We start from the raw sequence: 25,387 nt of genomic DNA on the forward strand, positions 1-25,387 counted from the left end.
CTCAGATCTTCTTGCGGTACGCCCGCAGCGCCAACGGCATGAACAGCGCCACGAAGCCGGCGCACCAGGCGAGCGTCCACCACACGTGTGAGCCGAGCGGGGTGCCGAGGAACAGCCCGCGTACCGACGCCACCAGGTGGGTCATCGGGTTGACGTCCACGAACGTCCGCATCCAGCCCGGCAGGGTGTCCGCGTCGACGAACACGTTGGACGCGAAGCTCAGCGGCATGATCAGCGCGAACATCAGACCCTGGACGGCGCCCGGCGTGCGCACCTTCATCGACACCAGCACCGGCAACCAGCTCAGGCAGAGCGCGAACAGCACCGCGAGCAGACACCCGGCGACCGCCAGGAACGGGTCGGTCTCGATCCGGAAACCCATCACGTAGCCGATCGCGAGGGTCGACACGGTGACGATGACGTACCTGACGACGTCGCCGAGGACCGCGCCGACAAGTGGCGCGGAGCGGGGGATCGGCAACGACCGGAACCGGTCGAAGATGCCCTTGGCGATGTCGGTGTTGAGGTTGACGCCGATCGCGATGGCGCCGGTGGCGATCGTCTGCGCCAAAATGCCGGGCAGCAGGAACTGCAGGTAGTCGTGGGTCGAGCCGGCGACCGCGCCGCCGAAGATGTACACGAAGATGACGAGGAACAGCACCGGCTGCACTGTGACGTCGATGAGCGCCTCGGGCGTACGCCAGGTCTTGATGAGGCTGCGCTTCGCGAGCGCCAACGAGTGCCGGACCAGCCGCAACGGCCGTGGGTTCGGGGCGGTCGTCGACAGCCCGCGGCGGGTCGTGGGCGCTGTGTCGGTGAGGGTGCTCATGCCGCGACCTCCGTGGGGCGGGTGGTGTCGTCGTCGGACGCCGTACGCCCGGTGAGGGTGAAGAACACCTCGTCAAGGCTCGGCAGGTGCAGGGAGAGTTCGGTGACGGCGATGCCGGCGGTGGCGAACCGCGCGACGCTCTCGGTCAGGGCCGCGTCGTCGCTGACCGGCACCGCGAGTACGCCCTTGCGGATCTCGTCGGCCTGCGCGCCGGAACCGACCCGGGTCAGGATCTCCGCGGTACGGGGCAGGTGCGCCGGGTCGGACGGGCGAACCTCCAGGGTCTGCCCGCCGACCACCCGCTTGAGCCCTTCCGGGGTGTCGTGCGCGATGACCCGGCCGTGGTCGATCACCGTGATCGCGTCGGCGAGCGCGTCGGCCTCCTCCAGGTACTGGGTGGTGAGCAGCACTGTCGAGCCGTTGTTGACGAGCGACCGGACCACGTCCCACATGTCCTCGCGCTTGGCCGGGTCGAGCCCGGTCGTCGGCTCGTCCAGGAAGATCACGTCGGGGGAGCCGACCAGGCTGGCGGCCAGGTCCAGCCGCCGCCGCATGCCGCCGGAGTAGGTCTTCGCCGGCCGGTTCGCGGCGTCGGTCAGGTCGAACCAGTCGAGCAGTTCGGCGGCCCGTCGCCGGGCACCCGAGCGGCCCAGCTCCAGCAGGGTGCCGAACAGCTCCAGGTTCTGCCGGCCGGTCAGGTCCTCGTCGACCGAGGCGTACTGGCCGGTGAGGCCGATGCTCTGCCGAACGCGCTCGGCGTCCCGGACCACGTCGAAACCGCTGATCCGGGCGGTTCCGCCGTCCGGGGTGAGCAGGGTGGAGAGGATGCGCACGGCGGTGGTCTTGCCGGCGCCGTTGGGGCCGAGCACCCCGAGCACCGTCCCGCGGGGTACGGCGAGGTCCACGCCCTGAAGCGCCCTCGTCTTCCCGAATGTCTTCACGAGGCCCTCGGCCTCGATCACCAGGTCAGCTGTCATGCGCCGAGTCTGCGCGGGCCGGCTGACACCGCCCTGACACGCCACCGACATGGGCTGACATCGGGCGCGGCGGGCGAGGGCGGCCGGGGCCCGCACCGCCACGCCGACGGTCGGCGGCACGATATGCTGACGACGGCAGAGCGTCTGCCAGCGCCCGATGTGGTGGCCCACGCCCAACCGCATGCCCGGGGCCAAGAGTCTCCGACTCCGCGCCGATCTGTCGACTCCCGGCGTGCCGGTCGCGCCGCCTGTTCGGTGGAGTGCGTGGGGCTGCACCGGAGGCGTCATGTCTGATTCCATCCCCCGACGGACCCCAGCCCCGGGACGCGCCCGCAAGCGCGCCATCCGCGAACACGCCGTCCGGGCCGGCGTCGCCTACTCGGAGGCCGCCCGGCAACTGGAGTCGGTCGGCCTCCGGCCCGGCGAAACCCTCTCCAGGTACGGGCGGACGATCTATCCGATCGGGTTCGACCCGCATCGCCAACTGCTCGTCGAACGTCGTGAGCGGCGGTCGTTCGCGGAGCGGCTGTCGGACAGCAGGCGGGCCGCGATCCTGCCACACGGCCGGGCGCGGCATCTCGTCGAGCGGTTCCCGCCCAGCCGGGGGCGTACCGGCAGCGGAGTCGGCCCGCTCTATCACGGGGAGGGCCGCGAGGAACTGCTCGCGATGCTGTACATAGTGGTCGTGGCGGAGTCGCCAGGGTTGCTGCCCGAGGTGGGGGACCTCGCCTGGATCGCGGAACTCGGCGAGGACACCGCGCTCGACACGGCCTGCGCCGACATCGACCGCGAGGCCCGTCGCCTGCTCGACCAGGAGCCGATGGCCCTCTGGTCGCGCATCCAGAGGGCGCTGACCATCGCCGAACGGAGCGCGGACGGGCAGGTCCGCCAGGAGGCGGTCCGGCAGACCGCGCTGTTGAGCACGATGATGACGCCGCGTCTGGGACACGCGGGCGAGCCGTGGGTTCCGGGGCTGCCGGTCGCCGGTGCCCGGCAGATCCTCGACGCGCTGCTCATCGTCGCCGACGACGGACACGCGCCGGGCACCCGGGTACGCCTGCTTCCGCAGCCACATCACGGGAAGTCGGCCACGATCACCGGTGCCCGGTGGGGTCGGTCAGGTCCGCCGGTGGGTTATCTCGTGTGGCTCGACGGGGCGACGGCGCCGCTGTCGGCCAGCCCCGACGACCTGATTGTCCTGGCCGACCAGCAGACCATCCCCCGCTGAGCGAGCGAGGCCCGGCCCCACGAGGCCACCCCACCCCCACGCCGCGATCTTGCACTTTCTGTCCCGACATAGGGGTCATTCCACGCCTCTCGGCAACCGAAACTGCAAGATCGCGGGGGCGCGGGGCGCGGGGCGCGGGGGCGCGGGGGCGGGCCGGCCGGGCTCCCTCGCGGGGGAGCCCGGCCGGTGCGGTCGAGGCCGTCGGCGGGCTGTCCGGCCGGCAGTCGGGGGGTGCTGCGGCGGGAGAGGTACGGACGGCGCGACCGCGCTCCGCGCGGTGGTTCACCTGCTCAGCTCGGCAGGCGGCCCCGCGTGGAGACGAAGTGGTACGACATGACGGCGAACCCGGGGTCACGCAGCAGCCGCCGGAACGCGTTCAGTTGCTGGGGCGACAGCCCGGCGGCCAGCAGGTCCGGTTCCAACTGGCGGGAGTTGGTCTCGTACAGCGACGTTCCGGTCGACCCGCCGGCCCAGCTCTGCGAGTGGGTGATGGTGTCCAGGTCGGTCAGATTGGCGAGGGCCATCTCGGTGTGCACGTCCTGCGCCCAACCCAGGTCGGCGCCGTGCTCCTCCAGGACACCCATCATGGCGTCCATGACCTGCGCGAAGAGCTTCGCGGCGTCGTCGGTCGGTGCGGTGAGCACCCGCTGCGGTGCGGTGCAGTCGAACTCCTCGACCACCAGCCACCCGCCCGGCGCCAGCGCGCCGGTGAGGGTGCGCAGGACCCGGCGGCGATCGGGGAGGTGCAGCAGCACCAGCCGGGCGTGGATCAGGTCGAACGCGTCACCGGGTGGCGGTTCGGTGCGCACGTCGTGCCGGCGTACCCGCAGGTTGCCCTCGGCCACCAGGTGGGTGGGGTCGATGTCGGTGGCCAGCACGTGACCGTCGTCGCCGACCGCGCGGGCGATCCGTCGGGCCATCGAGCCGCCGCCCGCCCCGACCTCCCAGCAGCTCGCGCCCTGTCGCAGCACCGGGCCGGCCAGCCGGCGCGTGGTGATCGGATCCAGGAAGGACTCCAGCGCGTGCATCTGCGCGACGGCGTCCGGTGCGCCGTTGTCGAACGTGTACGTGTCGTCGCTCGTGACGGTTGTCATCGGTGTCTACCTCTCCGAGAAGGGTCGGGTGACTCGAGCACTGTCGGGTGCCTACGGGGTGTCGGCCCACAGCCGAGGGGTCGGTCGGTTGGGTGGGGGCGGCGCGACGGCGGCGATGCTCACCATCGCCGCCAGCGGGGCCGGATCGCGGCGGGCCTCCACTGTCGGCCGGTCGTAGACCATCCGGCCGTACTCCAGCACCGCCACCCGGTCGGCGATCTCGATGGCGTGTTGGAGTTGCTGCTCCACCAGCAGCACGGTCAGGCCGTCGGCGGCGAGATTGTTGACCAGCTCGCGGACCCGCGCCGCCAGATCGGGCGAGAGGCCCTCGCACGGTTCGTCGAGCAGCAGCACCCGGGGCTGGCCGAGCAGCGCACGGGCTATCGCCAGCATCTGCTGCTCGCCGCCGGAGAGTTCGCAGCCGCGGTGTCGCAGCCGCGCCGCCAGCCTCGGCAGCAGGTCCAGGGTCCGGGCGACCGTCCAGCCCTCGCCGCCGGAGGTGCGGGCCCGCCACGGCGCGGCCGCCAGGTGCAGGTGCTCGGCCACTGTCAACCGGGAGAAGACCCGCCGGCCCTGCGGTACCAGACCGACGCCGGCCTGGGCGATGCGGTGCGGTTGCCGGCCGGCGACGTGCACCCCGCCGACCTCGATGCGACCGCTGGACGGGCGGACCAGCCCGGCGATGGTGTGCACGAGCGTGCTCTTGCCCGCCCCGTTGCGGCCCACCACGGCCTGGATGCTGCCCTGGCGCACCCGCAGGGTGACCTCGTGCAGGACGGTTCCCCCGCCGTAGCCGGCGCAGAGACGATCCACAGTGAGCATCACGCCACCCCGTCCGCGTAGGCCTGCCGCACCAGCGGCGAGGTACGGATCTCGTCAGGTGTGCCGGCGGCCAGGGTCCGACCGTCGCGCAGCACCGTGACCGTGTCGGAGAGGGCGTACACCAGGTCCAGTCGATGTTCGACGAGCAGCACGGCGACGGCCCGGGGCAACGCCTGGAGCAGCTCGACCAGTCGGCCGACCTCGACGGCGGACAACCCGGCCGCCGGTTCGTCGAGGAGCAGCAGGCGGGGGCGACCGGCCAGGGCCATGGCGATCTCCAACTGGCGTCGTTGCCCGTGCGCGAGGTGCCCGGCGGGCACCGCCGCGACGGCGGTGAGCCCCATCTGTTCCAGCAGCGGACCGGCCAGCTGCTGCGCGGCGCGCCGACGTCCGGCCGGCCACCACCGGCGGCGGGGGATGACCCGTGGCAGCGCGGCCACCACCACGTTCTCCGCCGCGGTCAGCGTCGCGAAGACCGCCGGTCGTTGGTGGATGCGGTTGATGCCCCGCCGCGCCCGGCCCGCCGGGCCGAGCCGACCGATGTCCCGTCCGGCGAACCGCACCGTGCCGCGCTGCGGCCGCGTGGACCCACCGAGCACGTCGAGCAGGGTGCTCTTGCCGGCCCCGTTCGGGCCGATCAGCGCGTGCCGCTGACCGTCGTGGACGCACAGGTCCACGCCGTCGAGCGCGGCGAGTGAGCCGTACCGCACGCTCACCTCCTGGGCGTCGAGCAGGCCGGTCATCGGCCCACCTCCCCGACGGTGGCCCGCTCCTGGGCGGCGGGCGGGTCCGGCTGTGGCGCAGCGGCCTCCGACAGCCGAGACCGGGCCCGGTTGACCCCGGTGGGCAGCAGGTAGACAGTCGCCACGAACAGTGCGCCCAGCACCAGTGGCGCGTGGCCGGGCAGCACCCCGAACAACCAGTCCCGGACGGCGATGACCAGCGCCGCGCCCACCAGGGCGCCGCCCACCGAGGCGGTGCCCCCGATGACCACACCGAGCAGCAGCAGCGCCGACGTGTCGAAGCCGAAATCGGCGGGGGAGATGTACTGCTGGGCGACGACCAGGACCGACCCGGCGGCTCCGGCGATCGCCCCGGCCGCGATGTGCGCGCCGGACAGGTGCACCGCCACCCGGTGACCGCTGGCGCGCAACCGCGTCTCGTCGTCGCGGCCGGCCCGCAGTACCAGCCCGGCGCGGGTACGCAGCAGCACCAGCACCGCGCCGACAAGCGTGGCCACGACGACCAGGGCGTACAGGTAGCGACCCTGGTCGCTGGCGAGCGCCGGGAGCCCCCAGAACGGGCGGACCGCGGGGACACCGGCCAGCCCGTCCGTGCCACCGGTCACCGACCGCCAGCGCCCGAGGACGACGACCACGAGTTCGCCGATGGCCAGGGTGATCATCAGGACGATCACCCCCCGGGCGTGCACGACGAGCGGCACGATGAGCGCGGCCAACAGCGCCCCGGCGCCCGCCGCGACGACGAGCTGCACCACGCCGACGTCGGAGACCCGGCTGCCGACCACGGCGCAGGCGTAGGCGCCCGCCGCGTACGGTGCGGTCTGCCCGAGGGTGGGCATGCCGGCGACGCCGGTGAGCAGCGCCACGCTCACCCCGACCAGGGCCAGCGCCAGCGTCCGGGCGAGCAGCGCCGTGGTGTAGTCGTCGACCACCCAGGGCGCCACGACCAGGCCCACCAGGACGAGCGCCGCGACGGCACCGCGTGCCCGTCGGATCACCTCGCCGCTCATGCCGTCCGCCACCTGACGGCCAGGCCGCGCGCCCGCGCCGCCAGCACCGCCGCCATGGCGGCGAACAGCAGGAACGGTGCGGCGGCCGGCAGCAACGCCACGCCCAGCGTCTGGATCTCGCCGATCGCGAGCGCGGCCAGCAGGGTGCCGGCCATCGACCCGAGACCACCGAGGACGACGACCACCAGGGAGAGCAGCAGCACGGTGTCGGCGGTGTCCGTGCCGGGGCCGATGATGGGCGCGCCGAGGACCCCGGCCGCGCCGGCCAGCGCACCGGCGGCGGCGAGCACACCGGCCCGGATCCGCGCCGGGCTCACGCCCAGACAGGCGACCATCTCCGGGTCGTCGACGGCCGCCCGGACCAGCATCCCGGCCCTGGTGCGTCGCACCACCAGGTAGAGCGCGGCGGCGAGCACCGCCGCGACGACGATGAACACCAACCGGTACGCGGCGTAGCGGTGACCGGCGACCATCACCGACCCCTCCAGCGTGGCGGGCACCTGGACCTGCGGGTCGTCGGGCCCGAAGCCGGCGACGAGCAGGCTGCCGCCGGCCAGCGCCACCCCGAACGTCAGCAGCGCCTGACTCAGGTGACTGCCGGTGGCGACCGGTGTGAGCAGACCGGCCAACAGAACCCCCGCCGCGGCGGCGGCCAGCACCCCGACCGCCAACGCCAACGCCAGGCTCGCCCAACCACCGTCGAGCAGCGCCGCGGCGGTGTACCCGCCGATCGCGTAGAGCAGGCCGTGCGCCAGGTTGAGGATGTTGGCGACGCCGAAACAGAGGACCAGGCCCGACGCCGCGACGAAGACCAGCAGCCCGTAGGCGACTCCGTCCAACGCCGGGATCAGGTACGGGTCGATCCGGTTCGTGCCGAACGCCACCGCTGTCACCGGCCGACGGTCGCGAGGTCACCCACGACGGTGTTGGACAGCGCCCGGCCGTCCTGGCGGACCTGCCGCAGGTACCACTTCTGCACCGGGGAGTGCGTGGTGGTGGAGAACTGCCAGGTGCCGCGCGGGCTGGCGATCTGGCCGAGTTGGCCGATGGCCGTGTTGATGGCCTCGGGGGTCGGGTCGCTTCCGGCCGCGCCGATCGCCCGGTCCAGCACCGCCGCCGCGTCGTACGAGGCGAGCGCGTAGGTCGTCGGTGAACCGTCGTGCTTCGCCTTCCACGCCGCCACGAAGGCGCGGTTCTCCGCGTTGTCCAGGTCCGGCGAGTAGTTGAGCACCGAGTAGATGTCCCGGGCGGCGTCGCCCTGCGCGTTGAGCACCCCGCCCTCGGTGAGGAACCCGGCCGCGTACAACGGGATGTCCTTGATCTCGGACTGCGCGTACTGCTTGACGAAGTCGACGGCGGCGCTGCCGGCGTAGAAGGTGTAGACGGCCGCCGCGCCGGAGGCCTTGATGCGGGCGAAGTACGGGAGGAAGTTCGTGGTGGCCGGGAACGGCGTGAAGGTCGTCTTGCCGTCGGCGTTCGCGAGCTTCCCGCCGATCTTGCTGAACGCGTCGGTGAAACCGCGCAGCTCGTCCCAACCACCCTGGTAGTCCGGGCCGATCGCGTACACGGAGCCCTTCACGTTGTCGCGGACGTGCTGGGCGATCGCCGCCCCGGGCTCGTCGGACAGGTACGAGGTGTGCCAGATGCGGGAGACGTCCTTGAGTTCCGGCCGACCGTTCGAGCCGACCAGTGGCACCTTGGTCTCGTTGAGCACCGGGGTGACTCCGGCGACCGAGCCGCCGCCGACGATGCCGGTGAGCGCCGACACCCGGTCCTGCTTGAGCAGCTTGGTCGCCGCCGGGACGGCCGTCTGGGCGCCGTTGCCCTCGTCGGCGACGATGAGGTCGACCTGCCGGCCGCCCAACTTGCCGTCGTGGGTGTCCAGGTAGAGCTGGAAGCCGTCGCGGATCTCCGTACCGACGGCCTGGTACGTCCCGGACAGCGACGCGAGCAGGCCGATCTTTATCGAGCCGCCGGCGCTCGGGCCCGGCGCGTCGTCGCCGCAGGCCGTACCGGTGGTCAGCACGGCCGCGAGCAGCGCGGCGGTGAGGGCACGGCTGCGCCAAGGCGTGGTGAGAGGCATGTCTGACTCCAGAGGAAGGGGAAGGGTCTCCGGCGTGGGGGTGCCGGGGTGGTCAGCGAGTGCGGGCGAGCGCCGCTCGGGCAGCCGGGGTCAGTGCGTCCCCGATCCGGTTGGCCAGCTCGGTCATCTCGTAGGAGACCTTGCCCACGTCGCACTCGGGGGCGGCGAGCACCAGCAGCGAGGCGCCGTCGTTGAAAGCCATCGAGAACATGAACCCGCCCTCGAGCTGCGTGACGTTGGAGATCACCGCGCCGGCGTCGAAGAAGGCCGCCGCCCCGCGCAGCAGGCTGACCAGCCCGCTACCCGTGGCGGCCAACTGGTCGGCCCGGTCCGGTGGCAGGTCGCGGGTGGCGGCCACCATCAGGCCGTCGCTGGAAATGGCGATCGCGTGGCTGACCTCGGCCGCGCGCGCCGCGAAGTTGTCCAGCAGCCAGCCGAGATCCTGTTGGTCGCTCACGTGCTCTCCTGTCGCGTCATGAGTTGCCGCTGTTGATCGGGGTGCGCCGTCGGTTCGCCACGCCCCGCGCGTACGCGGCCATCGCTGTCGCCACCTGCGCCGGGTCGCGGTACTCGGACCGTTGCTGCTGCTGGGGCACTGTCACACCGCCGGGCACGAGGTGCCGTTGCGGCTGCCGTTTGGGCAGGCCGGAGTTGGTGGTGGTGGCGACCTCGGGGGTCTGCGCCTGGGCGGCGGTACGCCAGGCGTCGTCGGCGGGGCTGGACCACTGCCGGCCGTTCTGACCGTTCGGGACGTCGACGACGTCGCTCTGGAACCAGTGGTTGACCTGTTCGAAGATGAGGAGCTCCTCGGTGGGTGCGTCACCCCGGTCCGGCGGTGGGGGAGCCGACCGGAACACCGGCGCCGCCGGCAGGGTCCGCTCCGCCGCCGGGCGTCCGGCGGTGGGTTCGGGGCGCGGCTGGTACGGCGGCGGCGGGTTGGCCGTGCGCGCCGCTCGCCGCGACAGGCGTCCGGGTGCGAGCAGGTACTCCTCCGGTGGCAGGGACCGGATGACCGCCGCGGGCAGTGTCGCCTCGGCGAGGACGCCGCGTCGGGGACCGCGTCGCAGTTGGACGGTGGCGCCCAGCCGGGCCGCGAGCTGACCCACCACGACCAGCCCCATCGCCCGTACGGCGGCGACGTCGATGGCCGGTGGGTGGGCCAGCAGCTCGTTGAGTTGCTGCATCCGCTGTGCGGACAGCCCCACGCCCTCGTCGCTGATCTGGACGATGACGCGGTCGCCCAGGCTCCGACCGCTCACCCAGGTCTCACTGCCCGGTGGCGAGTACGTCGTGGCGTTGTCCATGAGTTCGGCGAGCAGGTGCACGACCTCGTCGACGGTCTTGGCGGCCACCGCGACGTCCCCGTCGATCATGCCGAGCCGGACCCGCGCGTAGTGCTCGATCTGGGACAGCGCCGCCTGGAGCACCTGTTGCAGCGGGACGTCGCGCTGGCGTACACGACCCACGCCGACACCGCCGAGCACCAGCAGGCTGGCGTTGATCCGGCCCATCCGGGTCGCCAGGTTGTCCAGCGTGTACAGCTGGTCGAGCCGGTCGGGGTCGGTCTCGTCCCGCTCCACCAGGTCGACCTGGGCCAGGACGGCGTCGACCAGCCGCTGTTCGCGGCGGCTCAGGTGGATGAAGATGTCGGCGGTGTTGGCGCGCATGACGGCCTGTTCGGCGGCGGTCCGCACAGCCGCCTGGTGCACGGCGTTGAAGGCCTGGCCCAGCTCGCCGATCTCGTCGTCGCTGGACGGTTCGAGGGCGGCACTGGACTGCTGGTGGGCCAGCTTCTGCGGGTCGACGGTGGCGCTGCCGGGCTGTTGGAGCTGGGCCACCACGGCGGGAAGCTGTTCGAACGCCACGGCGTTTGCCGCGTCCCGTAGGCGGCGTAGCCGTCGGGTGATCTGCCGGGCGACGGCCCAGGTCACCAACGCGGTCAGGATCAGGGCCAGGATGACGCCGGCCGCCTCGGCCACGGCCCGACGGCGCTGGTCGGCGTGCGCGGCCCGGACGTCGTCGCGGACCGCGTCGTCGACCCGGGCGCGCAGGTCGGCCAGGCGGGTGGCGCGCGTCTGGGTGGTGGACACCCAGTCGTCGGTCTCCAGTTTCAGCTGCGACCCCGGCTGTGCCCGGGACACCTCGTCCTGCATCCGTTGCAGGGCGAGCGCCTCCTTGCCGGTGCCGGCCTGCTCCCACCAGAGGCTCCACTCGGGTGGGGCCAGCGCCAGAAACGACAGGCTCGACTCGGTGTAGCTGGTGCGGGCCGCGGTGATGTCCTGCTGCATGGCCGGGGTCAGCTCGCCGCCCGCGACGGCGCGCAGCACCGCCACCTGCTGCTGACCGATGGCCTCGGCCGTCTTCGACAGTGCTGCCGAGGCGCGGATCCCGTCGGCGAGTTGGGCGTCCACCACGCCGTGGGAGACGTTCTCCCGCAGGTTGATGAGGTCGGCGATGGCGATGCGGTAGCTGAAGGTCATCGCGGACACCGACGCGTGGGTGGCGGTGCGGACCTGGGTGCGCAGCGGGGCGAGGCCGTTCAGCGCCGCGTCGATGCGCCGCATCAGCTCGGGGTTGGCGTCGTTGTCGGCGGACAGCCGGCCTCGCTGCGCGCGGTAGCGGGCGACGGCTTCGTCGGTGGCGGCCACCTCCGCGACGAAGGCGTCCTGCTGCTCCGGCCGGGCGTAGGTGAGCAGGTCGGCGGCGGCGATGCGCTCGCGTTGCAGGCGGTGGGCCAGGTCGCCGGCCTCGGCACCGACCTGTGTCAGGAGCTGGAGGTCGCTGGCACGGGCCGTCTGACGGGCGCTCTCGGTCAGTGCGAGACCGGCGAAGCCGATCACCGCGATGAGCGGGGCTGCCACGATGAGGCGCATCCGACCGGCTATCTTCCAGCCGCGTCGGCGCGTCGGGTAGGGTCTGGCCGCGTGGGACCGGGTGCTCGACGCCAAGATTGACTCCCACGACTCGTCGATGACGGTCTATCCGCACGTTGCCGAATGCAAGTCCCATTCGGCCGGAAGCCGCGCTCGTAGACCAGACCTGGCCGTGGTACAAACTGCCCGTACCAGCATCTGTACCCAACGTCAGCGACCGGTGACGCCGCGCGGTCGTGGCGGATCCGCCGGGTCAGCGCTGGTTGTCGGGGGGCCCGACCGGTGGGTGCCGCCGCTGCGGGTCGTCCGGTTCGGGTTGGCCGTTGAGCACCTGGCCGATCAGTTCGCGCAACTCGTCGATCGCGTCCACGACGGCCTCCGGGTCCCGCGCGTCGCGCCGCCCACGCTGACGCGGCACCCGCCGATCCAGCCGGGCCGGCTCCGACCCGCGCGGGCCCCGGCGACCGTCGGCTGCCAGCTGCTCGGCCGCGACCTGCGGCCAGAGCGCGGCCAGTCGTCCGCCGGTGCCGAGCACGTCGTCGCAGCGCAGCGCGAACTCGTGGCTGCCGAACCGGCGACCTGACTCGACCGCGGCGACCGTCTCCCGGCTGAACCGCACCAGATCCGCCAGGGCCCGTTGGGTCAGGCCCCGTTTGACGCGACAGTTGCGCAACTCCCACCGGAACCGTTGACTGGCCGCGGAGTGAGCCGAGCTCGACGGGGACGTGTGCTCCATGCGCTCACCTTCGTGGAACGGACATTCAGCGACCGATGAGGGATCGAGGCCGGCCAATGAGCGGGACATTCGCAGAGAGCAATTCTTAACCCATGATGCGGTGGGTGTGAAGACGTTCACCGGCATGGATCGTCGGGCAAAGCGCGAACGGCGCGGGCCGGACCGGTGCCGGCACGGAGATGCGCCGGGCGGAGCGGACAACCCTCGCACGTCCCCACCCCTCGACCCGTCGGTAGGTCGACATCGCCGGCGCTCAGCCGGCGCGCACTTCGGCCGTCGCGCCACCGCGTGCCACCGGCTCGTCCGAGGACGCCGGGATATCGATTGTCGCGAGCAGTCTGCGGTGCGCACGAAACGCGACATTGGGTTTGTATGAACGATGTTGCTCCGGCGACAGTCGGAGGCCGGGAATGGTTTGGGCGAGTCGGCTGATGGCGATGCCGGCCTCAAGTCGTGCCAATCCCGCGCCGATGCAGAAATGTGGACCGTGACCGAACGACAGGTGGTTGCCCACATCGGGTCGGTGTGGGTCGAACCGGTCCGGGTCCTGGAATGCCGCCGGGTCCCGGTTCGCCGCGCCGATCAACAGCAGGCAGCGTGCGCCGGCGGGGATCGTCACCGCACCCACTGTGACGTCGCGGGTGGTCACCCGGAGCCAGCCGTCGATGGCCGGCGCGAACCGGAGCGTCTCGGCCACGAAGGCGGGGACGAGCCCCGGATCCTCGGCGATCGCCGACCACCGCCGGGGGTCGGACAGGGCCTGGTCGAGAGTGTGGGCGAGCAACCCGGCGGTGGTCTCGTGCCCCGCGACCAGGAGGTTGAAGGCAAGGCTCGCCACCTCGGGCACCGTCAGGACGCTGTCGTCGTCGTCGCGGTAGGTCAGGGCCCGGCTGATGAAGTCGTCGCCCTGCTGTCCACTGTCCACCCGTCGGCGGACCAGCTCTTCGCAGTAGTGCCAGAACTCCAGCAGGCCCTGCGCCAGGCGTACCTGCTCGGCCGGGTCGGGCTGCCCCCAGATGAGGGCGATCTGACCGTCCGCCCAGCTCCGGATCCGCCCGATGTCCGCGTCGGGCACCCCGAGGATGTCCAGGACCACCAGCAGGGGAAGCTCGGTCGCGAAGTCCGGGACCAGGTCGACCTGCTCGCCCTGGCGGGCGGCGAGACGGGACACCAGCTGCTCGACCCTTCGCCGGACGATCGCCCCGTACTCGGCCTCGACCCGCTCGGCGGTGTTCGCGAAGGTCGCCCGCAGGGCCCGGCGGGTGCGTGGGTGCGTCGGTGGGTCCGCGGCGGCCGTCGTGGGTGGCGCGTCGATCTGCATGATCACGCTCAGTGCCGCCGGGCAGACCTCGTAGACCGGAACGAGGGTGAGGGCATTGGCGAATGTCGCGGCGTCAGCGAGGGCCCGCCGGACGTGTGCGTGTCTGCTGATCAACCACAGGTCCAGATCTTCGGCGTAGTGCGCGCCGTCGGGATCGTCGAGAATGCGCCGCCACACGCCAGCCGGGTCGGTGAGATAGACCCTACTGAAGGGATTCAGACGCATGGAAAGCCTCCTGACGCACGCGGCGCGAAACCGGCAGCGCCCCCATTTGGCGATCCACTTCGGCGATGCCGATAATGGCGCTCATCTGCCTCTGGCCCTTTACGGTGCGCTGGCCAGGCGTACAAGTCAAGATTGGTTTTCGTCTATTTATTGCTCGGCCTGATTGCGTGTTGCAACAGCCGGGCGAACCTGGCGGGATGCAACTTGCGGCACGGCCCTTGCCCGGAAAAGCCGACCCGGTCGGACGGTGCAATCGACTCGCCGATTCCCCTCATGACCGGGGAAACGACCCCCGGGACGACGAGTGACGCCGCCGGGCCGGTGACAACGGTGCGGGGGGTTCCAGCCCAGGCCGGAACCCCCCGCACGTCGGGTCGTGACGACCCGGTCAGGGCGCCCATGGAGCGGCGATGCTCCAGGTGCTGTCGGCGGTCCACAACGTCGGCGTGTTGTACGCGTCGCCGCCGGTGCCGTTGCTGAGCCAGACCTCCGCGTTGTAGTGCCGCAGGTACTTACCTCGGAAGTTGTACGACTCCAGCGACACACCGGTGCCGGTCAGCCCGGTACGGGCGCACCAGGTGGCGTCGGCGCGCAGCAACGCGGAGCCGTCGTCCGGCGAGTTGCGGACCCGGGAGTTCTGGTGGCGCAGGTACTGCCCGGGGAAGTTGACCGACTCGAACGAGTAGCAACCCGTGCCGGCCAGGCCGGGGCGGATGGTGTACGTGGCGTCGGCCTTGAGCAGGCTGGGGCTCGCGGCGTCGACCACCTCGGTGTAGGCCAGGCCGTCCTGGTGGCGCAGGTAACGGTTGGTGAAGCCGGGCGTGGTCACCTGCAACGATCGGCGGGTGTTGGTCGGCAGGGCGACGGGCCCCGAACTGCCGATGGTCTTCGAGGCGTTGATCAGTGCGGTGTTGGCGGCGCGCACCCGCGCCTGGTCCATCTTGATCACCCGCCGGTCGTAGGTGAGGAAGCCGTTCAGCTCACCCTCCAAATCGGTGATCTCGGTGTAGACGGAGGCGCTGAGCCCCTTGCCGAGCATCAGGTTCTGGCTGCCCTGCACCAGCCCCACGTAGCGGTCCGTGAGCGCTGTCGAGTTGGCCTGCCACTCGTAGGCGAAGAACTGACCGTTCGGGCTGTACTCGTGCCCCGGCGTGTGCAGGCCCAGGCCGCCGAACTCACCGAGCACGGCGATCCGGGTGCTCGACGGTACGGGGGAGTCCGGCCCGAGGTAGACGTGCCAGTCGTCGATGTCGCCGTTGCCGGGGTTGCCGAGGGACTGGCAGCAGTTGTGGCCGCTGTGCGGGTTGACCAGACGGGTCGGGTCCTGGTTCTTGATGTTCTGCGCGACCCGCCGGGTGTCGGCGAGGGACCGCTCGCCCCAGCCCTCGTTGTACGGCGTGTACGCGATCACGGCGGGTGAGCTGCGGTGCTCGTCGACGATCTCGCGCGCCTCGGCCTCGAACTGCGCCTGCTGCGCGTCGGTGGGGTCGACGTCCTGTGCGGTCAGCGACGGGATGTCCTGCCAGACCAGCAGGCCGAGCCGGTCGGCGTGGTAGAACCAGCGCTGCGGTTCGACCTTGATGTGCTTGCGCACCATGTTGAAGCCCAGGTCCTTGTGCTTCTGCAGGTCGAAGGCGAGCGCGGCGTCGGTCGGCGCGGTGTAGAGCCCGTCCGGCCAGAAGCCCTGGTCGAGGGTGCCGACCTGGAACACGAACTGGCCGTTGAGCTTGGGGCGCAGCACCCCGTTGACGAGACCGGTGGTGATCTCGCGCATGCCGAAGTAGTGCGTGGTCCGGTCCACCACGGCGCCGGCGGCGTTGCGCACCGTCACCCGGAGGTTGTAGAGGAACGGGTCGTCGGGTGACCAGCGGCGCGCGTTGGGCACGGGCACGGTGAACTCGGTGAAGCCGCCGGTGGCCGAGCCGACCACAGTGGCGCCGTTCAGCGCCTCGGCGAGCACGCTGTGGCCGCTCACGTCGCCCCTGGTGAAGACCCGGACCCGCACGGTGTTGGTGCTCAGGTTCGGGTAGAGGTCCACGCTGCTGATCGAGGCGGCGGGCACCGGCTCCATCCACACCGTCTGCCAGATGCCGGAGCTGGGGGTGTAGAAGATCCCGCCGGGTGTCTTGGTCTGCTTGCCGATGGCGGGCAGGCTGCCGTTCTGCCGGGTGTCGGTGGGGTCCCAGACCTTCACGACGATCTCGTTCGCCCCGGCGGTGAGCTGGGCAGTCACGTCGAAGGTGAAGGCGTCGTAGCCACCGGTGTGCGCACCGACCCGGACACCGTTGACCCAGACGGTGCTCTGCCAGTCGACGGCACCGAAGTGCAGCAGGGTCCGCCGGCCCGACCAGTTGGCCGGGATGGTGACGGTGCGTCGGTAGAACAGGTAGTTGCGGTTGTCGTTGGCGGCCCGTTGGATGCCGGACAGGGCGCTCTCCACCGGGAACGGCACGTTGACCCGCTCGGGCAGGTTGGTGCCGAATTGCGGGGCGTCGTCGGTGGTCGACTGGCGTAGCTGCCACTCGCCGTTGAGGTTGAGCCAGTCCGGCCGCGTCATCTGCGGTCGCGGGTACTCGGGCAGTGGGGTGCCGGCGAGGGCCTGGCTGGTCCAGGGGGTGGTCAGTGGCGGCGTCTTGGCCGGTGCGGCGGACGCCGACGAGGAGGGCGCGGCGAGAAAGCCGGCCACCACCGCGAGGACGAGCAGCAGGGGCAGGGCGGGGCGGATGGGGACGTGACGTGTCATGCCGTCTCCGAGGGGGGCGGGTTGCCACGGGCGGTGCAGCCAGGCCCGAAGCGCGTGGGTGGTGGGCATCGGGTGGTCATTGACGGGGGACGGGCGTCAGCGACGGACGTCGGGTGGGATCTCCACCCGCCGACGGTGGTCGGCATATTGACATCTGTCTTCGCCTGTATAACGTTATAGAGCCGCGCTGGGCGTCCCGTCAATGCTTGTTCGTCGATGCCCGGCCGGCCCGCCGGTCGACGTCGCGAAAGGGTGGTGGATGGGCGTCAGCCTGAAGGACATCGCCCAGCGCGCCGGTGTCTCGCTGGCTACTGTCTCGAACGTGGTGAACGGGTACCGCCCGGTGGGGGAGCGGACCCGACAACGGGTGCAGCAGGCGATCGACGAACTCGGTTACAGCCCCAACCTCGGTGCCCGGCACCTGCGCCGCGGTCGCACCGGCCTGATCGCCCTGGCTGTCCCGGAGCTGACCAACCCCTACTTCGCCGAACTCGCCGAGATCGCCATCTCCGAGGCCGCCGGGCTCGGCTACACCCTCGTCATGGAGAACACCGCCGCCGACCGGGAGGCGGAGCTGGCGCTCCTCGACGGCACCCGGCAGCGCGTCATCGACGGCCTGATCCTCAGCCCGGTGCGCATCGGCCGGGAGGAGGTGCTGGCCCGCACCGCCGGCGGGCCGCTCGTGCTGATCGGTGAGGGCGTCTACGACGTGCCGCACGACCACATCGCCATCGACAACGTCGCGGCCAGCCACGCGACGATCCGGCATCTCGTGGCGATCGGCCGTCGCCGGATAGCGTTCATCGGCGCCACCGCTGGCGGCGACCGGCAGTCGGCCCACCTGCGGGTCCGGGGCTACCGGGAGGCCCTGGCGGCGGCCGGCCTGCCGTACCGACCGCTGTTGGTCGCCCGCACCGACGCGTTCGGCCGGCTCGACGGCAGGCGGGCCATGCACGACCTCCTCGCTCGCGGTGACCGGCCGGACGCGGTGTTCGCCTACAACGACCTGGTCGCCATCGGCGCGCTGCGGGCGCTGGCCGAGGCCGGCCACCGGGTTCCCGAGGACGTCGCGGTGGTCGGCATCGACGACATCGAGGACGGGCGGTTCAGCGCACCGACCCTCACTACCATCGCCCCGGACAAGAGGGAGATCGGCCGTCTCGCGGTACGCCGTCTCGTCGCCCGCATCGAGGGCGCGGAGGTCGCGGGGCCGCTGAGCGTGCAGACACCGTTCCGCCTCATCCGCCGGGAGAGCACGGGCACCCCGGGCGGCTGACAACCGGTCGCACCGGCGCACCGGGCGAGATCCATAACGCCGGTGGTACGACCCAGAGAGGATGACCCGCGAGATCCATAACTCTCAATATGATGACCGCTATCTCGACTGCGGTGCGCTCACGAGGCGCGCCACCCTGATGCGGAGGAATGCATGGTTCGCTGGCGTACCCTCACTGGCCTGCTGGCCACCGCGTTGGCCGCGGTGACCGCGGCCAGCCTCACCCTCACCGCGCCGGCCGCCGCGGCCGACAGCCCCGTGACGCCGACCGTCGTCGGCGGCACCCGCGCCGCGCAGGGCGAGTTCCCGTTCATGGTGCGTCTCTCGATGGGCTGCGGCGGGGCGCTGTACAGCCCCCGGCTGGTGCTCACCGCGGCGCACTGCGTGGGCTCGACCGGCACCAACACCAGCATCACCGCGACGCTCGGGACGGTCGACCTCCAGTCGTCCAGCCGGATCACCGTCCGGTCCAACTACGTCTACCGGGCCCCCGGCTACAACGGCGCGGGCCGTGACTGGGCGCTGATCCGCCTGGCCAGCCCCGTCACCGGGCTGAGCACGCTGCCGATCGCCACCACCACCGCGTACGACAGCGGCACCTTCACCGTCGCCGGCTGGGGTGCCGCGCGGGAGGGCGGCGGCCAGCAGCGGTACCTGCTCAAGGCGACGGTGCCGTTCGTCAGCGACTCCGTGTGCAACGCCAACTACGGCGGCGACCTCATCCCCGCCCAGGAGATCTGCGCCGGCTACGCCAGCGGCGGCACCGACACCTGCCAGGGCGACTCGGGTGGCCCGATGTTCCGCCGCGACGCCAACAACGCCTGGATCCAGGTCGGCATCGTCAGTTGGGGCAACGGCTGCGCCCGGCCCAACTACCCCGGCGTCTACACCCAGGTGAGCTACTTCGCCTCGTCGATCGCCTCGGCCGCGGCCAGCCTCGGCGGCTGACCGTACGACCGCGGCCAGCCTGAGCGGCTGACCGCACGCCCACTCGGGCGGTCCGGACGGCACGGTCCGGGCCGCCCGTTCGCGTCGTGCCCACGGGCGGGCGGCGAGTGGGCCACCCGACAGAAACGGCGGGCCGTCAGTGCGACGCCGGCCGCAGCGGCGATGATGGGCCGGTGAAGATCCTGTCCATCCAGTCGTCGGTCGCCTACGGCCACGTCGGCAACTCGGCGGCGGCCTTTCCGCTGCAACGCCTCGGGCACGAGGTCTGGCCGGTCCTGACCGTGCACTTCTCCAACCACACCGGGTACGGCGCATGGCGGGGCCCGACGCTCCCCGCGGCGGACGTGGCGGAGGTGATCGCCGGAATCGGGGACCGCGGGGTCCTCGGCGACGCCGACGCGGTGCTCTCCGGCTACCAGGGCGACCCGGCGGTGGGCGCGGTGATCCTGGACGCGGTGGCGACGGTGAAGGCCGCCAACCCGGACGCCGTGTACTGCTGCGACCCGGTGATGGGCGACGCCGGCCGGGGCATGTTCGTCCGGCCCGGAATTCCGGAGTACCTCCGCGACACCGTCGTGCCCCGTGCGGACATCATCACGCCGAACCACTTCGAGCTGGACTTCCTCGCCGGCCGCACGACGACATCGCTGGCCGAGGTGCTCGACGCTGTCGACGTGGTGCGCGCGAACGGGCCACGGCACGTCCTGGTGACCAGCGTGCTGCACGGCGACCTGCCGCCGGACTCGCTGGAGGTGGTGGCGGTCTCCGACGAGGGCGCCTGGGCGGTGACCACACCGCTGCTGCCGATCAACCCGAACGGTGGGGGCGACGTCACCGCGGCGCTGTACCTCGCGCACCTGTGCACGACCGGCTCACCCGCGACCGCGCTGGAACGCACCATCGCCTCCGTCTACGCCGTGCTCGAGGCGACTGTCGCGGCCGGCACCCGGGAGATCCAGCTGATCGCGGCGCAGGACGTGATCGCCGACCCGCCGACCCGCTTCGCCGCCCGCCGGCTGCGCTGACGGCGGTCGGGCCGCACGGGTCGGCGACGGTCAGCGGCCCTCGGGGACGGCCATCTCACCGAGCAGCGACCAGTCCTCCTGCGGCACCGTGGCGTTCACGATGCGCGGGGTCTCGGCCAGGTGCGACGGAAGGGTCTCCTGGGCCGCGCGGAAATGGGCGGACTGCACGTGGGCCGCACCGGCCTGGTCGTCGCGGAACGCCTCGACCAGCACGTACTCGGTCGGGTCGTCCACACTGCGGGACCAGTCGAACCACAGGCAGCCCGGCTCGGCGCGGGTCGCCTCGGTGAACTCGGCGGCGATCTGCGGCCACCGGTCGGCGTGCTCGGGCCGGATCCGGAACTTGGCGGTAATGAAGATCATGGCCTCAGGCTACCCAGCCGGGCGGGCCCGGGCGACGACCTCCTCGGGGGTCAACGGCGCCTTCGGGTGGTGGGTCAGGCACAGCGGGGTGCGGACCTTGACGAACGAGAATCCCTCCCCGGCGGCGTAGAACTCACCGCTGTTGAGCAGGCCGATGTCCGGCAGCCGTCCACCCTTGGCCTCGGCGAGCTGCCGGGCCGCGTCGATCTGCGCCGGCGCGTTGAGCAGCCCGAAGAACTGCGTGGTCGCGTTGCCGGAGATCTGGTTGTGCAGACCCTTGGGCGCCTGCGTGGCGAAGACCAACCCGAGCCCGTACTTGCGGGCCTGCGAGGCCAGCGCGATCGTGCTGGCGGTGCAGGCCGTGGTGGCGGTCGAGGGCGCGAGCGTCTGCGCCTCGTCCATCACGAACAACCCACCCAGCGGTCGGTCGCCGGCGGGGTGCCGTTTGATCCACGCGAAGAGCGCCATCTGCAACTGGTTGACGAAGCTCTGCCGCTCCTGATCGGAGGTGAGGCCGACGAAGCTGATCACCGACACCCGGGCCCGTCGCCCGGCCGACGGTGTCAGCAGCAGCCCTGGATCGGCAGGTGCGCCCACCCCGCCGAAGAGGGGATCGGTGACCATCGCCGCCTTGAGCGCCTCGGCCAACTCCTCGGCGAGCTTCCCGGCACGGGCCAGCCGACTGACCCCGTCGGGCAGATCGGTGAGGAACTCGGTGAAGCCGGGCAGGCCCACCATCCCGCTTCGCGCGTACGCCTGGAGGGCCTCGGTGAGGACGGCCTTGCCCTGCTGGGCGAGCCGGCTGGAGCGGTCCACGCCGGCCCGAGGCGCGAGCGCTTCCACGGCGGAGCGGACGGCCTGGTCGAACTCGTCCGGCCAGTCCCGCAGGGAGGTGAAGTCGGGCAGCGGCTGGAAGCTCAGCGGCCGACCGGCGGTGACCCGGGGCGTCCAGACCACCACCTCGGTGTGCGCGAGGTAGTCGGTGGCCCGTTCGGCGTCGCCGGGGCCCCAGCCGTCGGGCGGGTCGGGCCAGGCGTCACCGAGCCGGGCCAGGTCGTTGTTGGGGTCGAGAACGATCGCGGAGACACCCGCGCGGGCGCACTCCTCGACCAGCCGACGGATGAGCACGGTCTTGCCCGAGCCCGAGCCGGCGAACACCACGGCGTGCCGGCGCAGCGACTCCAGGGGCACCGTGAACGGGTGACCACCGTCGACGGTCCGCCCCAGCCCGACGGCCCGACCGCCCTCGTCGACAGCGGGGTCGACCGGGTCCGCGGGCGCCGAGCTGCTCGACTGACCGGCTGCCACCTCGCCGACCGGCGTGTCCGCGGCGTCGGGACCGGGGCCACCCGACGGTGGCTCGCCGTCGTCGGGCGTCGTCGACCCGGCCGCACCGCGCGTCCCGTCGGGCCCGGGCAGGACCGTCCGGAACAGCTCGGTGCCGCTGGCCGGACGGCGGGCCACCAGCCACTCCTGCAACGCCGTGGACGGCTCGGCCGCCATCACCCGCAGTGCCGCGAAGACCCGCAGGTCCGCCTCCGGCACGGCGCACCGCAGACCGCCGGCCGCGTCGAAACCGGTCAACACCTCGGTCGTACGCTTCCCGGTCGGCCACGGACCATTGCGCAGCAGGACCAACCGCCGTTGGGGCAGGTCCCGGTCCAACCCGGCCAGGGTGCACGCCGCCTTGACCCGGGCGGTCACGGCGATGGCATTCGGGTGCGCGATGGCCCGGAAGCACCAGTGCGCCTCGTTCTCGGTGGCCTCGTCGAGCACCTCGATCAGCCGCCCGTGCAGCGCGGGCTTGCGACCGGGCGGCGGATCGTACTTGTAGGTGGCGCCGGTCGGCGCCTGCTCGGCGATCCACGCGGCCAGGCCGGCGGCGAGCAGCGGCGGCATGTGCACGTCCTCGCCGGCCGGGTCGACGGCGGCCGACACGTCCGCGGCCGCGACCAGATCGGCGAACCGTGCGTCCAACTCGTGCAGGCGGCGCTCGTCAGTCGTCGGGTCACCGGAAGCGGCACGGACGGCGCTCACCGCCGGCGTGGACTCGGCGCCGTCGATGAGCCGGTCCAGCTCGACCACCTCGTCGCGGTCCCGGCACCAGGCGAGGTGGCGGTCCACCCGGCGAAGCAGCGCGCGTGGGGTCAGGGTGGGTGCGTCGGCGAAGGCGGCGGGTGCGATCGGCCAGGTGGGGTGCGGTGGCACGAAGCGTGGGCCGGCGAAGGCGGCGGCGAGACGCTTCGCCACGATCGCCTGCCCGATCTCCGGGGTGGGGATCCGGTCCGGCAGGGTCGCCGTGCGGAAGCGGTCGCCGACCGGGGTGGGCGCGGTGCGGGTCATCAGCACCCAGGTGTCCGGCAGGCACGAGACCACGACAAGCGTGCGGCGGGTGATGTCGCGGAGCTTGAGCAGGCCGTCGGCGATCGGGCCGAGCACCTTGGCCTGGCCGTCCTCCAGCCCCTGGTGCTGGTTGAGCAGTGACGTGCTGGTCTGGGCGAACAGCGTGTCGAGCTGGTCCACGGCGATGACCGTCGGGTCCAGGGTCAGCGCCATCAGCCGGGAGATGTCCTGCACGACCTGCTGCGGCGTGCGGATCGCGGCGCTCAACCCCCACGCCGCCCGCGCCGCCGGGTCACCCGGTTCGGAGATCAGGTGGGCATAACCGACGTCCTGCGCCTCGAAGTCGACGGCACCGTGCAGGACGAGCGCCCGAGCGGTGTCCTGGGCGTCCCGCCCGACCTCCCGATCGCGCTCACGCAGCGCCCAGATGAAGGTGTCGAGCTGGGCGCGGGTCACCGGCCGGGCCCCGGCGACCGCGTCGCGGACCTCCACCGGCAGGCCGAGCTGCGGGGTGAGCCTACGGAGGAAGGTCTTCAGCTGGGTGCCCCAGCCGACATGGGCGCGGCCCATCCCCTCCACCAGGGCCAGGGCCACACTTTCCCAGAACGTCTTGCCACTGACCATGTCGACCAGGAAGAAGTAGCCACCGTCGCGCTGGATCCGTTCGCGCACCGCCCCGAGCAGGTGCGTCTTGCCGGCGCCCGCGCGGCCCTGCATGGCCACCCCGAGCGGCATGCTCGTGTCGTCGGTGCGGGCCCGCGCCACCCCGCGCAGGATCTCGGCGGCCACCTTCTCGTGCAGCTCCGGCACGTTGTGCGGGCTGGGTCGCCAGACGTCGTCCGGGGTGACCGCCGGGTTGAGACTCACCGCTTCCAGCGCGGCCCGCTGGTCGTCGGAGATCATGCCGGGCCGATCGCCAGGGCGTGGTTGTCCTCGTTCCCGATGCGGACGGCCGCGGCCCGGTCCCGTGCGGTCAGCGACTTGGTGTTCGCCACCGGAATGATGCGGACGTCCTCCCGACCGACCATCGCCCGCAGCGCGGCGTCCAGGGCATCCCGGTCGGTGTCGGCGAGCTGCTCGCGGACGTCGGCGAGGCCGACCCAGGCGCCCGGGGCGGTGGCCAGATCACGGTACGCCGACCGGACCAGCGCCTCGACCTCCGCTGCGGGCACCGGTGTGACCGCAGCGGGGGCCGGTGCCTCGTGCCGAGGCTCACTGGCCGCCAGCGCCGGTGCCCCGGTCTGCTTGAAGAAGTCGCCGTGGCTGACCCGCAGCCGGTCCAGCGAACGGTGCAGGTTGGACAGCACGACGAAGAGCGACCGCGTGGTCGAGCCGCCCTGCTTGGGCGGCGCGGAGCTGTGCAGCTGACGGGCCACCCGCCAGCCCTCGTCGGTCAGCTCGTGGGCGAACGGTCGGTGCGTCCGATCGGTGTCGACCAGGCCCAGGTCGACGAGCTTCGTGTTGTCCTTACCGGTCAGCGTGAAACCGGCCAGCTCTTTCAGCTCGACGTTGGTGAGTCGGCGCGCCTCGACCATCAGCACCACGAGGGCGTTGATCTGGTTCGGCGTCAGGTGCGGGACGTCCGCCGGGCTCGTCATGATGTCTCATCTCCGTGGGGGTGCGTGCCGCCCGCGCGTCGCCGGGCCAGCAGCCGACGGATCCCGTCGACCACCGCCGGCGCGTCGGTGAGGACCTGCTCGTTGGTGAAGCGGAGCACGTCCAGCCCGAGGAGTTGCAGCTGCACGTCCCTCCGCCGATCGTTGGCGAAAGCGATTCGCCCACGATGCTCCGGGCCGTCCACCTCGACCGCAAGACCCTCCGTGGGCCAAAACAGATCCAGTCGGTACGCCGTACCCAGGACATGCCACTCGTAGGTCTGGTTCCACCGCCGGCCGCGGGCCCAGTCGTGCGGTGCGAGCGCGCGTTCCAACGCCTGCTCGGCGGCGCTGTCGCCGCGCGGCACGCCCGCGATCGGCGGCCAGGCCAACACCGTCGACCCCGGCTCGGCGGGGGTGGCCGGAAGCCGTTCGATAGTGCTGGTCAGCTCGGCGAATCGTGGCGGCAGCAGCAGCGGCACCGACCGCACCCGGTCGGCATGGCGCAGTGGCCCGCCGGCCAACCAGACCGTGACGTCGCCGTGCCGCACCAGCCACTCGGCGGCGGCCACCAGTGTCCGCTCGGCGTCCGCCTCCAGATCGGGCAGGGCCACGATGAGCAGGCAACTCTCCCGGTGGTACGCCTCGGCGATCACCCGCGCGAGCCCGGCGGCGCGTACCCCGGGGGCGAAGCGGGACCGGCCGGCGGGGTGGCGCGGACCGCGCAGCCCTCGCTCGGCGAGGTCGGCCAGGAACGGGCCGAAGTGTCGGGAGCGGGCGGCGGTGCGGGCCGCGAGGGCGCGCACCGCCGCCATGCCGAGGCTGCCCTCGCTGTCGACATGGTCGGCCCCGGTCAGCCATCGGGGGAACATCGTGAGGGCCGCGGTGTCGAGTTGGTCGAGCAGGGCGTCCACGAGGTCGCCGAGCGGACCCACCAGCGTGGGCCGGTAGTGCACGATCGCGGGCGCCGCCGCCGGCAACGGGTCGAGTGCCACCCGCAGCAACTCCGGGTCGACGCCCGGCAGGTGACTCACCCGCCGCGTCGGTGGGGCTGCCCACCAGGCACCGATGGCGTCGCCGTTGGCCCGGACGGGGTGCGCCATGCCGGCACCCTACGACAGAGGCGGGCCCGACCGGGCCCCCTCGGTGTGCT

At 72.2% G+C, this 25,387-nt stretch carries 21 protein-coding genes; 4 read left to right on the forward strand and 17 right to left on the reverse strand.

The genetic code is table 11. The annotated features are described in order from the left end of the window. Position 1 precedes the first annotated feature (1 nt). The gene (locus KBX26_RS29250) at positions 2 to 829 is read right to left on the reverse strand and encodes an ABC transporter permease (RefSeq protein WP_210866866.1); all 828 of its coding nucleotides are present in this window, start codon (positions 827 to 829) and stop codon (positions 2 to 4) included. Continuing rightward, entirely contained in the window at positions 826 to 1,806 is a 981-nt protein-coding gene (locus KBX26_RS29255; protein ID WP_030337638.1) for a daunorubicin resistance protein DrrA family ABC transporter ATP-binding protein, read from the reverse strand. The genes KBX26_RS29250 and KBX26_RS29255 overlap by 4 nt, the downstream gene beginning before the upstream one ends. 286 nt (positions 1,807 to 2,092) lie before the next feature. Between KBX26_RS29255 and KBX26_RS29260 the strand changes: the two genes are divergently transcribed. Further along, on the forward strand, positions 2,093 to 3,034 hold the full coding sequence (locus KBX26_RS29260; RefSeq protein WP_210866867.1) for a hypothetical protein: 942 nt from the start codon (positions 2,093 to 2,095) through the stop codon (positions 3,032 to 3,034). Positions 3,035 to 3,324: 290 nt separating this feature from the next. On the opposite strand, the gene KBX26_RS29265 is transcribed toward KBX26_RS29260, so the two are convergent. The 11 genes from KBX26_RS29265 to KBX26_RS29315 all read right to left on the reverse strand — a co-directional run bounded on the left by KBX26_RS29265 (position 3,325) and on the right by KBX26_RS29315 (position 16,684). Next, positions 3,325 to 4,128 (reverse strand): class I SAM-dependent methyltransferase, encoded by an 804-nt coding sequence (locus KBX26_RS29265; RefSeq protein WP_210866868.1) that lies wholly within the window; start codon positions 4,126 to 4,128, stop codon positions 3,325 to 3,327. A 51-nt stretch (positions 4,129 to 4,179) separates the two neighbouring features. Continuing rightward, positions 4,180 to 4,950, reverse strand: a complete 771-nt coding sequence (locus KBX26_RS29270) for an ABC transporter ATP-binding protein (RefSeq protein WP_030336254.1) — start codon at positions 4,948 to 4,950, stop codon at positions 4,180 to 4,182. Then, on the reverse strand, positions 4,950 to 5,693 hold the full coding sequence (locus tag KBX26_RS29275) for an ABC transporter ATP-binding protein (protein ID WP_036412301.1): 744 nt from the start codon (positions 5,691 to 5,693) through the stop codon (positions 4,950 to 4,952). Before KBX26_RS29275 ends, KBX26_RS29270 begins: the two co-directional genes overlap by 1 nt. After that, entirely contained in the window at positions 5,690 to 6,703 is a 1,014-nt protein-coding gene (locus KBX26_RS29280) for a branched-chain amino acid ABC transporter permease (protein ID WP_156057879.1), read from the reverse strand. The genes KBX26_RS29275 and KBX26_RS29280 overlap by 4 nt, the downstream gene beginning before the upstream one ends. Further along, positions 6,700 to 7,596 carry a branched-chain amino acid ABC transporter permease gene (locus KBX26_RS29285; RefSeq protein ID WP_210866869.1) on the reverse strand — a complete coding sequence of 299 codons (897 nt, stop codon included), beginning with the start codon at positions 7,594 to 7,596 and terminating at the stop codon, positions 6,700 to 6,702. Before KBX26_RS29285 ends, KBX26_RS29280 begins: the two co-directional genes overlap by 4 nt. Next, positions 7,593 to 8,786, reverse strand: coding sequence for an ABC transporter substrate-binding protein (locus KBX26_RS29290; protein WP_030336258.1), 1,194 nt, complete (start codon positions 8,784 to 8,786; stop codon positions 7,593 to 7,595). Before KBX26_RS29290 ends, KBX26_RS29285 begins: the two co-directional genes overlap by 4 nt. A 52-nt stretch (positions 8,787 to 8,838) precedes the next feature. Beyond that, positions 8,839 to 9,243, reverse strand: coding sequence for a roadblock/LC7 domain-containing protein (locus KBX26_RS29295; RefSeq protein WP_030336260.1), 405 nt, complete (start codon positions 9,241 to 9,243; stop codon positions 8,839 to 8,841). 16 nt (positions 9,244 to 9,259) lie between these two features. Further along, the gene (locus KBX26_RS29300; RefSeq protein WP_210866870.1) at positions 9,260 to 11,659 is read right to left on the reverse strand and encodes a nitrate- and nitrite sensing domain-containing protein; all 2,400 of its coding nucleotides are present in this window, start codon (positions 11,657 to 11,659) and stop codon (positions 9,260 to 9,262) included. 253 nt (positions 11,660 to 11,912) lie between these two features. After that, positions 11,913 to 12,395, reverse strand: coding sequence for a helix-turn-helix transcriptional regulator (locus tag KBX26_RS29305; RefSeq protein ID WP_210866871.1), 483 nt, complete (start codon positions 12,393 to 12,395; stop codon positions 11,913 to 11,915). A 253-nt stretch (positions 12,396 to 12,648) separates the two neighbouring features. Further along, entirely contained in the window at positions 12,649 to 13,941 is a 1,293-nt protein-coding gene (locus KBX26_RS29310; RefSeq protein WP_210866872.1) for a cytochrome P450, read from the reverse strand. A gap of 388 nt (positions 13,942 to 14,329) precedes the next feature. Beyond that, complete coding sequence (locus KBX26_RS29315) at positions 14,330 to 16,684, reverse strand: AbfB domain-containing protein (protein WP_210866873.1); 2,355 nt, start codon at positions 16,682 to 16,684, stop codon at positions 14,330 to 14,332. A gap of 259 nt (positions 16,685 to 16,943) precedes the next feature. Between KBX26_RS29315 and KBX26_RS29320 the strand changes: the two genes are divergently transcribed. The 3 genes from KBX26_RS29320 (at position 16,944) to pdxY (ending at position 19,933) form a co-directional block, all read left to right on the forward strand. Continuing rightward, positions 16,944 to 17,960: a LacI family DNA-binding transcriptional regulator gene (locus tag KBX26_RS29320; RefSeq protein ID WP_210866874.1), complete on the forward strand. Its 1,017-nt coding sequence runs from the start codon at positions 16,944 to 16,946 to the stop codon at positions 17,958 to 17,960. 153 nt (positions 17,961 to 18,113) lie between these two features. Then, positions 18,114 to 18,908 (forward strand): trypsin-like serine protease, encoded by a 795-nt coding sequence (locus KBX26_RS29325; protein ID WP_030336270.1) that lies wholly within the window; start codon positions 18,114 to 18,116, stop codon positions 18,906 to 18,908. 173 nt (positions 18,909 to 19,081) lie between these two features. Further along, on the forward strand, positions 19,082 to 19,933 hold the full coding sequence (gene pdxY / locus KBX26_RS29330; RefSeq protein WP_030336272.1) for a pyridoxal kinase PdxY: 852 nt from the start codon (positions 19,082 to 19,084) through the stop codon (positions 19,931 to 19,933). Positions 19,934 to 19,963: 30 nt separating this feature from the next. Here the strand turns inward: pdxY and KBX26_RS29335 are convergent, their stop codons facing one another. From KBX26_RS29335 to KBX26_RS29350, 4 genes are read right to left on the reverse strand one after another with little or no spacing between them, the layout of a single operon-like run. Continuing rightward, complete coding sequence (locus KBX26_RS29335; protein WP_210866875.1) at positions 19,964 to 20,296, reverse strand: putative quinol monooxygenase; 333 nt, start codon at positions 20,294 to 20,296, stop codon at positions 19,964 to 19,966. A gap of 9 nt (positions 20,297 to 20,305) precedes the next feature. Then, the gene (locus tag KBX26_RS29340) at positions 20,306 to 23,542 is read right to left on the reverse strand and encodes an ATP-binding protein (RefSeq protein WP_210866876.1); all 3,237 of its coding nucleotides are present in this window, start codon (positions 23,540 to 23,542) and stop codon (positions 20,306 to 20,308) included. Beyond that, positions 23,539 to 24,237: a hypothetical protein gene (locus KBX26_RS29345; RefSeq protein ID WP_030336277.1), complete on the reverse strand. Its 699-nt coding sequence runs from the start codon at positions 24,235 to 24,237 to the stop codon at positions 23,539 to 23,541. Before KBX26_RS29345 ends, KBX26_RS29340 begins: the two co-directional genes overlap by 4 nt. Further along, positions 24,234 to 25,337 carry an endonuclease domain-containing protein gene (locus KBX26_RS29350; protein WP_051708786.1) on the reverse strand — a complete coding sequence of 368 codons (1,104 nt, stop codon included), beginning with the start codon at positions 25,335 to 25,337 and terminating at the stop codon, positions 24,234 to 24,236. The genes KBX26_RS29345 and KBX26_RS29350 overlap by 4 nt, the downstream gene beginning before the upstream one ends. Positions 25,338 to 25,387: the final 50 nt, after the last annotated feature.

The sequence above is a fragment of the Micromonospora sp. C97 genome (assembly GCF_018070385.1).
GTDB lineage: Bacteria > Actinomycetota > Actinomycetes > Mycobacteriales > Micromonosporaceae > Micromonospora > Micromonospora parva.